This is a genomic window from Agrobacterium sp. DSM 25558 (assembly GCF_900100825.1).
In the GTDB taxonomy this organism is placed as follows: Bacteria; Pseudomonadota; Alphaproteobacteria; order Rhizobiales; family Rhizobiaceae; genus Agrobacterium.
Map to the genome: position 1 here is coordinate 49,633 of NZ_FMUD01000031.1, position 10,784 is coordinate 60,416.

11 protein-coding genes and 1 pseudogene are annotated in these 10,784 nt (G+C 56.7%); 5 read left to right on the forward strand and 7 right to left on the reverse strand.

Translation table 11 applies throughout. The features are described 5' to 3' along the window. The first annotated feature begins 12 nt into the window (after positions 1-12). Both DSM25558_RS21600 and DSM25558_RS21605 read left to right on the forward strand, forming a co-directional pair. The gene (locus DSM25558_RS21600; RefSeq protein WP_077106740.1) at positions 13-237 is read left to right on the forward strand and encodes a hypothetical protein; all 225 of its coding nucleotides are present in this window, start codon (positions 13-15) and stop codon (positions 235-237) included. Positions 238-312: 75 nt separating this feature from the next. Continuing rightward, complete coding sequence (locus DSM25558_RS21605) at positions 313-1,689, forward strand: class II 3-deoxy-7-phosphoheptulonate synthase (protein ID WP_077106741.1); 1,377 nt, start codon at positions 313-315, stop codon at positions 1,687-1,689. Between the two features lie 63 nt (positions 1,690-1,752). Here DSM25558_RS21605 and DSM25558_RS21610 read toward each other — a convergent pair whose 3' ends face one another. From DSM25558_RS21610 to DSM25558_RS21635, 6 genes are all read right to left on the reverse strand, one after another. Further along, entirely contained in the window at positions 1,753-3,483 is a 1,731-nt protein-coding gene (locus DSM25558_RS21610; RefSeq protein WP_077106742.1) for a pilus assembly protein TadG-related protein, read from the reverse strand. A 1-nt stretch (position 3,484) separates the two neighbouring features. Then, positions 3,485-3,907, reverse strand: a complete 423-nt coding sequence (locus DSM25558_RS21615; RefSeq protein WP_077106743.1) for a TadE family protein — start codon at positions 3,905-3,907, stop codon at positions 3,485-3,487. Positions 3,908-4,058: 151 nt separating this feature from the next. Further along, positions 4,059-4,898 carry a RadC family protein gene (radC, locus tag DSM25558_RS21620; protein ID WP_077106744.1) on the reverse strand — a complete coding sequence of 280 codons (840 nt, stop codon included), beginning with the start codon at positions 4,896-4,898 and terminating at the stop codon, positions 4,059-4,061. A 17-nt stretch (positions 4,899-4,915) separates the two neighbouring features. Further along, a complete protein-coding gene (gene map, locus DSM25558_RS21625; protein WP_077106745.1) occupies positions 4,916-5,746 on the reverse strand; it encodes a type I methionyl aminopeptidase in 831 nt (276 codons plus the stop codon). Between the two features lie 31 nt (positions 5,747-5,777). Beyond that, positions 5,778-6,497: a DNA/RNA nuclease SfsA gene (gene sfsA / locus DSM25558_RS21630; RefSeq protein WP_077106746.1), complete on the reverse strand. Its 720-nt coding sequence runs from the start codon at positions 6,495-6,497 to the stop codon at positions 5,778-5,780. A 26-nt stretch (positions 6,498-6,523) separates the two neighbouring features. Next, positions 6,524-8,371 (reverse strand): PHA/PHB synthase family protein, encoded by a 1,848-nt coding sequence (locus DSM25558_RS21635; RefSeq protein ID WP_077106747.1) that lies wholly within the window; start codon positions 8,369-8,371, stop codon positions 6,524-6,526. Positions 8,372-8,508: 137 nt separating this feature from the next. Between DSM25558_RS21635 and DSM25558_RS21640 the strand changes: the two genes are divergently transcribed. The 3 genes from DSM25558_RS21640 (at position 8,509) to DSM25558_RS21650 (ending at position 10,320) form a co-directional block, all read left to right on the forward strand. Next, a complete protein-coding gene (locus DSM25558_RS21640) occupies positions 8,509-8,898 on the forward strand; it encodes a hypothetical protein (RefSeq protein WP_244554274.1) in 390 nt (129 codons plus the stop codon). Between the two features lie 464 nt (positions 8,899-9,362). After that, positions 9,363-9,647 (forward strand): acyl carrier protein, encoded by a 285-nt coding sequence (locus DSM25558_RS21645; protein WP_103088466.1) that lies wholly within the window; start codon positions 9,363-9,365, stop codon positions 9,645-9,647. Between the two features lie 193 nt (positions 9,648-9,840). Further along, entirely contained in the window at positions 9,841-10,320 is a 480-nt protein-coding gene (locus DSM25558_RS21650; protein ID WP_077106749.1) for a 3-hydroxyacyl-ACP dehydratase FabZ family protein, read from the forward strand. A 205-nt stretch (positions 10,321-10,525) separates the two neighbouring features. Here DSM25558_RS21650 and DSM25558_RS21655 read toward each other — a convergent pair. Beyond that, positions 10,526-10,784 (reverse strand): annotated as a pseudogene (locus tag DSM25558_RS21655) (transposase); the annotation flags it as partial.

Sequence of the window (10,784 nt, forward strand, 5' to 3'; positions counted from 1 at the left end):
AGGGAGGCCACTATGCTACCGGAAACGATGTTCGTAATGGAACGTATGCGGCATATACAGGCGGTAAAGGGTAATGCAAAGCTTGCAGATCCTCTTGAGAATTGGCCATCGACACGGCTGGAGCGCGCCGCCTTGTGGTTTTCGAGGTGGATGAGTGGTGGGGAGAAATTTCCCCGCCCTGATGCCGTTTCGGGTGAGGTAGGTGCTGGCGAACTTCGCCTTTGCAAGCGGGTGTGAAAGTGTTTATAAGCGCGCGATTAACAGGGAGAGTTGCTGCCTCTGGTCTAAAGCGGCGTCACAAGCGAGAACACAATGGCACAGAATTGGACACCGAGCAGCTGGAGGCACAAGCCAATCCAGCAGGTTCCGGAATACCCGAATGCGACTGCAGTTGCTGCAACGGAAGCAACGCTTGCAACCTATCCACCGCTGGTGTTTGCCGGTGAAGCACGTCGCTTGAAAAAGCAGCTTGCCAGCGTTGCCGATGGTGAAGCATTTTTGTTGCAGGGTGGCGATTGCGCGGAAAGCTTTCTGGAACATGGCGCAGATAACATCCGCGACTTCTTCCGTGCGTTCCTGCAAATGGCCGTTGTTCTGACCTATGGTGCGCAGCTTCCTGTCGTCAAGGTTGGCCGCATCGCCGGCCAGTTCGCCAAGCCGCGTTCGTCCAATATCGAAACATTGGATGGTGTCAGTCTGCCATCCTACCGTGGTGATATCATCAACGGCATCGAGTTCAACGAAACCTCGCGCGTTCCGAACCCGGAACGTCAGCTTGACGCTTACCGTCAGTCGGCTGCGACGCTGAACCTTCTGCGCGCCTTCGCCATGGGTGGCTATGCCAACCTCGAAAACGTGCATCAGTGGATGCTGGGTTTCGTCAAGGACAGCCCGCAGGCGGATCGTTACCGCAAGCTGGCCAACCGTATTTCCGAAACCATGGACTTCATGAAGGCCATCGGTATTACGGCTGAGAACCAGCCAAGCCTGCGCGAGACGGATTTCTTCACCAGCCATGAAGCATTGCTGCTGGGTTATGAAGAAGCGTTGACGCGTATCGACTCGACGTCCGGTGACTGGTACGCAACGTCAGGCCACATGCTGTGGATCGGTGACCGTACCCGCCAGCTGGACCACGCCCATGTGGAATATTTCCGCGGCATCAAGAACCCTATCGGTTTGAAGTGTGGCCCATCCTTGCAGCCGGACAATCTGATCGAACTGATCGACGCGCTGAACCCGTCCAACGAAGCGGGCCGCCTGACGCTGATATGCCGCTTCGGCCACGACAAGGTCGCCGAAGGCCTGCCAAAGCTTATTCGGGCCGTACAGAAGGAAGGCCGCAAGGTCGTCTGGTCCTGCGATCCGATGCATGGCAACACGATCACGCTCAACCATTACAAGACGCGTCCATTCGAGCGCATTCTGTCGGAAGTCGAAAGCTTCTTCCAGATCCACCGCGCCGAAGGCACACATCCGGGCGGCATCCACATCGAGATGACCGGCAAGGACGTGACCGAATGCACCGGTGGTGCACGCACGGTGACGGCGGATTCGCTGTCCGACCGCTACCACACCCATTGCGACCCGCGTCTCAACGCCGATCAGGCGCTGGAACTGGCGTTCCTGCTATCCGAGCGTATGAAGAGCGGTCGCGACGAGAAGCGCTTGGCTGTCGTCAACGGCTGATTGGGTTTGAGAGACAAGCAAAAGCCGCCGGAGCGATCCGGCGGCTTTTTTATTTGTTTCCCGTTACTGCACCAGCGCCGGACTCATGCAGCGGAGATCCGTGACCCGCACGTCCGCTTCGCCAACCTTGATGCCGAGCAGCATCAGCGTGTTGTAGAGCAGGCTGTCGACTGGTGCGGTGGCGACGGAAAGGGTTTCTGCCAGCGCAGCCTGAACAAGTGTGGGCGTGCCGATGGTGAGGAAGAGTACGTTGATATCGACGTCGAGATTTTTCAGCAGCGACTTGATGAGGGAGGTCGAGATATCCTTGGTGGATACGGTTTTGACCGTTGCCTGCGTAATGTCGGTTTGCTGGAAGGTCAGTTTCGTTTTTGTCATGTTGGCAGCATCGACATGGGCCATGCCATTGATTTTCAGCACCAGCGAATCCACGATTGCAGCCTTGGTCACCCGCGGGTCCCTGCCGAAATTGTTGAAAGCTGTCGTGTCGACATTGCCAAGGGAAATTTCGGCGATGCCGGGTACGACGTCCACATCCACAGCGCCGGTGCCATTGGCGTTGCAGCGAATGTCGGACAACTTCGCTTCCGCATTGGCGACCTCGACATAGAGTGGCAGGTTGACCGAAAGACCGAGCAGCGCTTTCAGCCCATCGACCTTTGTTTCGATGGAAAGACGCGTCTGTGAGGTTCTGACAATGGTGCCGGGCGATCCGACCGCAAGCGACGGCGTGCCGACGGGTGGTTCGCCAATAGCCAGCGTGATTTTTGTGGAGGCAAGTCCCGGTACGGTGACACCGGCATCCACCGCAACCTGCTTGCCGCCGTTGGCCGCTGTCGCGGCTGCGGTGATGAGGTCGAACACGCCAGCTTGGACGTTGAGGTTCTCAGAGTTGCCGATCTGCTTGTCGAGAATGGGCTCGAGCGCCAGCACCTGTTCCAGCCGAAGTTTGACGGTGGTCTTGTTGAGTGTCTTTTCCAACGTCTTCAGCGCTGCCGTAACCACGGGTCTGGTGCCGGTGGCTTTGGTGAGTGCGGTTATGAATTTGCCATAGGTAATTTCCGTATGCAAAAGGTCACGATAGGTGCCGGCCGTGAGGTTGAGGTCTGTGGCCAGAGCGTCGATGATGGTAAGCGCGTTGACATCGGCGGCAACGAGCGCCTGGTAATCCACGAGGTTCAGCGTAATCGTCGTTCCGAGCAGACCACTCAGCAAGTTGTTCAAAAGCCCGCTGTTGAGGCTCGCAACACGTGAGCCGACGGAGAAGGCGGCAACACGTTGTGCAGCCGCCGTTCCGACGGCAGAGATGGTCGGCGCTGTCGTGAAGCTTCCGGCGAAATAGATGCGGCCTTTTTCGAATATGTTGACCTTTACCGCATTCGTCGGAGTGGCATTTTCAACAAAACGTTGGCCAATCGCCACGTTGGCATCAGGCACATAACGCCCTTTGATGATCTCCGCATATCCGTCACGGCTGGAAAATACCGTCAGCGGATCGAATGGCGTCGTGCCGGTCTCGGTCAATATGCCGGATGCGGTCTTGACGCCGATATTCTTGTTGTTGAGCTGAAAATACTGAAAAACGGCGCGGTCCGTATCCGTGGCGGAGGCAGCCGAGATGGCAGCAAGATCAGCCGTCTGTTGCAACTGCCGCTTTTGCAGCGTCAGCGAGCCGTAATCGACACCTAGCGCCAAGACACCCATCATCAGTGGGGCGGTGATACCGGCCATGATGGCAACGTTGCCAGAGCGGTTACGGTAAAGGCGTTTTAGAACTGAAACGGTTTTGCGCATGTCAGATTCCCCCGATCCGGATTGTCGAAAAACGACGAATGGTCTTGTCTGGAAGCGCGAAGCTGTAGAGGCTCCAGATCGGCAGTTCAGTCGCGTCGTATTCAATGGTGACTGTGAATTGATTGACATTCACGGGGTCGCTACCGACGCTGACGTTCACGCGTTTCTTGTCCAAAAAGGCGTAATTCAACGCGCTTTTGTCGACGAAATTTTTCGCTAGGGTTTCCCGCTCGGTTTTGTTGATACCCGCCACCGCCGTGCGCGCTGCATCCGCGGCCACCTGCTGCACGGCATAGGCCGCAGTCAGATAGATGCCATAGGCGATCATGGTCAAAAGAACGAGAATGAAGACTGGCGCGACGATGGCGAACTCAACTGCCGCCGAGCCGGAACGATTGCGGACTATACCTGCCATATTCATCATGGCACCCCCCCGATCCGAAAACTTATTATTTTCGAAAATGCTAAATTAGAGATATTGATTTTTTGTTAATGGGAAAATTTACGGTTGTGCCGTTTTTGGAAACATCATTTAAAGTGCGTATTTATTGTAAAAATACAGGACTTTAACAGGATTAGATCAGCCTCAACCCCTTGAAGCTGACATGTCCATCCTTGCCGATGATGATGTGATCATGCACGGCGATGCCGAGTGGCTTGGCGGTATCAATGATCGTCTTGGTCATGTCGATATCAGCGCGAGAAGGGGTAGGGTCGCCGCTTGGGTGGTTATGCACGAGAATGATGGCGGTGGATGACAGTTCCAGCGCGCGGCGCACCACTTCACGCGGATAGACGGGCGTGTGGTCCACCGTCCCTTGTCCCTGAACCTCATCGGCAATCAACACATTGCGCTTGTCCAGAAACAGGATGCGGAACTGTTCGCGGGCTTCATGGGCCATGACAGCATGGCAATAATCGATGACCGATGACCACGAACCGAGCACCTGCTTGTTGCGGATTTCGCTTTTCAGCATGCGTTGGGAAACCGACGCGATGAGCTTGAGGTCCAGCGCCACCGTTTCGCCTACACCCTTGACCTCCTGAAGTAGGCCAACTGGCGCACCAAGCACACCGCCCAGTGTACCGAACCGCGTAATCAATGCCTTGGCGATGGGCTTGGTATCGCGCCGCGGAATGAGGCGGAACATCAAGAGCTCCAGCAATTCATAATCGGCCAGAGCAGCATCGCCATTATCGCGAAATTTGGCACGCAGTCGCTCGCGATGGCCGTGATAGTGCGCAACATCACCATCTGGTGACGGCGTTGGCTGTGCCTTCAGTTTTTTCGAGGACTGCATCGGCTCGGCAAAGAAGCCGCGCTCGTCCATGGTTTCCGCCATGCCGTCCATCTTGTCGTCAGCACCGTCTTTCGTGCTGAACATCGTCGTTTGGTCGGCGGGGCGTTTGGCCATCGGGTGTCGTCTCTCGTTTAGAGCGGTGGCAGGCCGGGGCGGTGGAGGCCACCGGGCGATAGGGTGAAGACTTCGCACCCTGTCGCAGTCACACCCACGGCATGTTCGTACTGAGCCGAAAGCGAGCGGTCACGCGTCACGGCTGTCCAGCCATCCGAGAGAACCTTCACATTCGCCTTGCCGAGATTGATCATCGGCTCGATGGTGAAGATCATGCCTTCGCGGATTTCCGGGCCGTCCGTGACCTTGCCATAGTGGAGAATGTTCGGCGTATCATGAAACAGCCGGCCGACGCCGTGGCCGCAGAAATCCGTGACGACAGAACAGCGCTCCGCTTCGGCATAGGCCTGAATGGCGGCGCCGATGGCACCGGTGCGGGCACCGGGTCTGACGGCGGCAATGCCGCGCATCAGGCATTCATATGTGACTTCCAGCAGACGCTCCGAGGCGCGCTTGATCTGCCCCACGGGATACATGCGGCTGGAATCACCATACCAGCCATCCAAGAGATAGGTGACGTCGATGTTGACGATATCACCTTCGCGCAACGGCTTGTCATCGGGAATGCCGTGGCAGACGACGTGGTTGATGGATGTGCAGACCGACTTGGTGTAGCCGCGATAATTGAGCGTTGCGGGCAGGGCGTTGTTGTCCATGCCGAATTCGAAGACGAAGCGGTCTATGGTATTGGTCGTGACGCCCGGCTTGACGATGTCGGCCAGCTCATCCAGGCACCGCGCCGTCAGCTGGCTGGCCTTGCGCATGCCCTCGAAGTCCTGGGCATTATAAAGGCGAATGACGCCGGTATTTTTCGAGGGTGCCGTTGCCGCGTCGACGTAAGTAACCATAGTATCGCTTTCTGTCCTTGTATGCTTTCGTTCATAAAGCAGCAGGGTGCCAGTCGTCTATTGCAACCATCTCGTTTGCGACGATTTCCCGTGATGAGACACTGCATTTTATCGCATATGCCTCCACGCCACGCGTCATGGCGCGTTGAAACGCGGCAAAATAGACCGGATCGAGATCGGCGCAGATGCGAAAGCGGTCACAATCGCTCCGCTGAATGAGGTAGAGCATGACGGCGCGGTAGCCGGATTGCGCCGCATCGCCCAACTCCTCCAGATGTTTCGTGCCGCGTTTGGTGGCGGTATCCGGGAATTCCGCCAGACCCTTTTGCCGCATGAAGTGAACGTTCTTGACCTCGACATAGGCATTGGGCCTGCCGGGGGCAGACAGCAGAAAATCGATGCGGGAATTAATACCGTATTTCTGCTCCCGTGTGATAGTCGTGTAGCCGGCTAAGGATGGGATGCGGCCAGTGCGAATCGCTTCTTCCGCCAGCTTGTTCGGCATGCCGGTATTGATGCCGACGACGGTTCCATCTGCCTCTACCAGCTCCAGCATGTGGCGATATTTGCGGGTAGGGGTGTCGTGCTGCGAAACCCAGATGCGGGACCCCGGCGTGGTCAATCCGCGCATGGAGCCAGTGTTGGGGCAGGAGCCGGTTACTTCAGTGCCGTCTTCCAACTTGGCGTCGAACAGGAAACGCTTGTAGCGGGATATCAGCGTGGCGGGGATGAGGGGCGAATCAAACTGCATGGCGCAGTGTCCTGTTCGCCGCGATCTTATTCAAGCACGTAGGTTCCCGGCGCATCGCAAAGCGGAGTGAGCGCGCCGTCACCGGGAATGCGAGCGGCGACCTTGCGCTTGTCGATGCCCTTGATCCACATCTGCCAGTGGGGCCACCAAGAGCCCTTATGCTCCGTCGCTGCCTTCTGCCACTCGTCAAAGTCACCATCCGGTGACGATCCCGTCCAATACTGGTATTTCTCCATATCGGGCGGATTGACGACACCTGCAATGTGACCGGACGCGCTGAGCACGAATTCCACCGGGCCGCCAAAACAGGAAGCCCCGGTGAAAACGGATTTTGCCGGGGCGATATGGTCCTCGCGGGCAGCGAGGTCATAGACTGGGATTTCGATGTCCTTGAGGTTCAGGACCTTCCCGGCGACTTTCATGCGTCCCTCGGACAGATTGTTCTCCAGATAACAGTTGCGCAGATAAAACGAATGGTTAGCGGCGGCAACCCGTGTCGAATCCGAGTTCCAGTAGAGCAGGTCGAAGGGCGGTGGTTGGGCGCCGCGCAGATAATTATCCACCACATAGGGCCAGATGAGATCGGATGCGCGCAGCATGTTGAAGACGCTGGCCATGACCGCGCCATCCAGATACCCGACCGCCTTCATATGCCTGTCGAGTGCCGCCAGTTGCGGTTCGTCTATGAAGACCTTCAGGTCGCCCGCATGGGTGAAATCCGTCTGCGCGGCAAGAAGCGTGGCTGAGCGGATGCGGCGGTTTTTCTCCTGCGCGTGCAATGCGAGCGTGGAGGCCAGCAGCGTACCGCCGATGCAGTAACCGATGGCATTCACATTGGCTTCGCCGGTTGCCTGTTCGATGGCATCGAGTGCGAAATCGATTCCCTCCCGCGTGTAGTTCTCCCAACCCTTTTCGGCGTGGCGCGCATCGGGGTTGATCCACGAGATCATGAACACGCTGTGGCCCTGATCGACACACCATTTGACGAAGGATTTGCGGGCGTTGAGATCGAGAATGTAGAACTTGTTGATCCACGGCGGGATGATCAAAAGTGGCCGCTTCAAGACCTTTTCCGTAGAAGGTGCATATTGAATGATCTCGCACAGATCGCTGCGGGCAATGACCTTTCCGGGGGTGACCGCAATGTTCTGGCCAATGACGAATGAGCTGTAATCGGTCTGGCGCAGTTTTATATTGCCATTGCCCGCCGCCATGTCTTCGGCAAGCTGCGCCATGCCTTTGACCAGATTGGCACCGCTGGTTGCCACCGTCTCGCGAAAGACCTGCGGGTTGGTAAAGGCGAAGTTGGCGGGCGAAATGGCCTCGGTCACCTGGCGCATATAGAACCGGGCTTTCTGGCGCGTCTTTTCGTCCAGCCCGTCCGCCTCCATAACCATGCGGTCCGCCCAGCCGGCGGTGGCGAAATGGACCTTTTGCAGAAAATCGAAGAAAGGATTTTCTTGCCAGTCGGCATCGGCGAAGCGCTTGTCCTTGCGCCTTGTCTCGGGCTGTTCCGCTGTCTTTTCAGCCTCGCCGGAATATTGCGCCATCGATTTCTGCCAGATATCGAAATAGCTGGACAGCAGATGTGTTTGCGCTTCCACGGAGCGTTTCGGCTCAGCCATCCAGTATTCCGCGACATCCGACAAGGTCTGGAACAGGTCGCTCATCGGGCTTGCGCTGTTGTGCGGAATTTCGCCGCGCTCTCGCGGGGCGATCCATTCGGACGCTGCTTTGCCGAGGTTTTCCAGCGCCTTGGCGACGTTCATGGCGAAGGCTTGCGGATCACGCAGAATGTAGGCGTCGGCTGATTTGGGATCGAAACCGTCAGGCTTCTCCTCCTCGTCTTTCACTCCGCCTTGCCTGCCTGCCATCCATTATTCTCCTGCGCATTTTTGGTTTGCACATCCTGCATGAAAACGAATACAAGTTCCAGCAGGGCGAACGCCGCAGATGTGGCGTATGATATTTGATAATACCTTATGGACGGGACATTGAAATGGGCGAGCATATGCAAAGCGTAAGAGCTGCAACTGTCGTGGCGGTTTGCGGCATGCTTTTACCGCTGCTTGCCGCATGCAAGTCTCCCGAGCCGGTCGTTGCGCCCGCTTACATGCAGCGCCCGAAGGCGCAGGTGGTTGGCCCGCAGCCGGTTGATGCATCTCCCGTCTCGCAAAAGCGTGACACAGGAACCTATCCGACCTTTGCCAAGCCTATGACCGCTGCGTTGCCGCAGATGGAAAAAGAAGAGGCCGGGACCATGGAAGAGACCATGACACGGCTGGGCAACGCCCGTCGCAGAGGACAGATTTCCGAAAAAGAATATAATCGTCAGGTCGCCGAACTGCGGGCGCTTTACGAGCAGCAAAAGCCCACTGCGATACCTGCGGCGTCGCAATAATTCCGCTGGTTAAAAAAGTGTGAGCTGCGGGGCTGCGTTTCTATGCATTCCCGAAACAAGGCGATTACCGCGTTTTTTAAGCCGGTATTGGCAGTTTCTGCACTAGAGTCTCAGCCAAGCGACGCCGAAGACGTCGCAGGCCATGGGGCGTAAAATGAAGTGTCTCTTTATCTGTTTGATAGTTGCTGTTTCGGTTTTCCAACCCGTACAAGCCAAGGCACCATCCGTGCTGGGCAACTACACCAGCCACATGCGCTGATCAGTCATTTTCCGTAATGTCGGCAGCACGTCCAGATCGCCTGCGGTGATGTGGCGATGGGGGAGGCTAAGAGGCGTCGGCGGCATTCGGTTGCTGTTTAGGCAACACTTTGCGCTGAAAATTCAATGATACTTCACGAAAGCATTGGCTTTTTTGCCCAAGTTGCCTATGTGGTGCCTCATACATTAAAGACACACGAAGGATTATGGGCGTGACAGCTACATTCGACAAGGTTGCAGACATTATCGCTGATACCAGCGAAATCGACCGCGAAACCATTACGCCGGAAAGCCACACGATCGACGATCTGGGCATCGACAGCCTCGACTTCCTCGATATCGTTTTCGCGATCGACAAGGAATTCGGCATCAAGATTCCGCTGGAACAGTGGACCCAGGAAGTCAACGAAGGCAAGGTTTCGACCGAGGAATATTTCGTTCTGAAGAACCTTTGCGCCAAGATTGACGAATTGAAGGCCGCCAAGGGCTGATTGTTCGATAGCGAGTGGCGGCCATTATGTGCCGCCCTCATTCCTGTGCTTGTCACGGGAATCCAGCCCAAGTCCTTGGGCTGAAAAGACTCCTCCCGCCGCGCAGGCGCGCGACGATTGGATTCCTGTGTCGAGCACAGGATGAGGGAGTATTACGGTCTCCCTGTGCATCAACCAATTTCACGGACGGAACATGCTTCTAGAATATTTCCAGATGGTGGACCGTATCGAGTCCATCGACAGATCCGCTCGCATTTTGAAGGCACGCTCTGTCGTGCCGGATAAAAGCCCGGTCTTTGAAGGGCATTTTCCCGGTATGCCGCTGGTTCCTGGTGTTCTCTTGATCGAGACTATGGCACAGGTTTCCGGCATGCTGGTTCTGGCGATGACCGATTTTGCAGCCATGCCGTTCCTCATGACCGTCGATGGCGCGAAAATGCGCACTTTCGTTGAGCCGAATGCGGTGCTGGATATCGAAGCCTATCTGGAGCATGACGGTTCGGGCTTTGCCGTGACCAAGGCGAAGATTACCTCCGATGGCAAGAAGGTGTGCGATGCGCAGTTGAAACTGCGGACCATGCCGTTTTCCGAAATTCCACTCGGGCCGATTGTCAAGAAGCGGGCCGAGGAAGTTGGGCTTATGGCAGCGATTGCTGCGGATACGTCGGTTTAAGTCGTCGAGATTCATGAGTGCGTGATGGTGGGTGTGGCATACCCCCCTCTGTCCTGCCGGACATCTCCCCCACAAGGAGGGAGATCTGCAAGACGCATGCTCTCAACCTTATCCGCAGCCCTCAAGATGGGCGGGAGGTCTCTACGAGTCGATCTCCCTCCTTGTGGGGGAGATGCCCGGCAGGGCAGAGCGACTGTCTTGGCAGTCAAGCGTTTTGCCATGGTTTATTTTCCCGGAGGATGGCGTTGAGGATGGTGAGAAGCTTGCGCATGGTGGCGACAATGGCGACGATCTTGGGCTTGCCGGATGCCACGAGGCGATCGCGGAAGGCTTTGAGGAGAGGGTTGTGACGGGACGCAACCAGTGCCGCCATGAACAGCACGCCCGCACCTTCGAGCGCCCGCCACCAATAAAGCTCTTGCCTTTCCATTTGCCCGATTGCCGGGTCCATGGTGCCAGTCCCG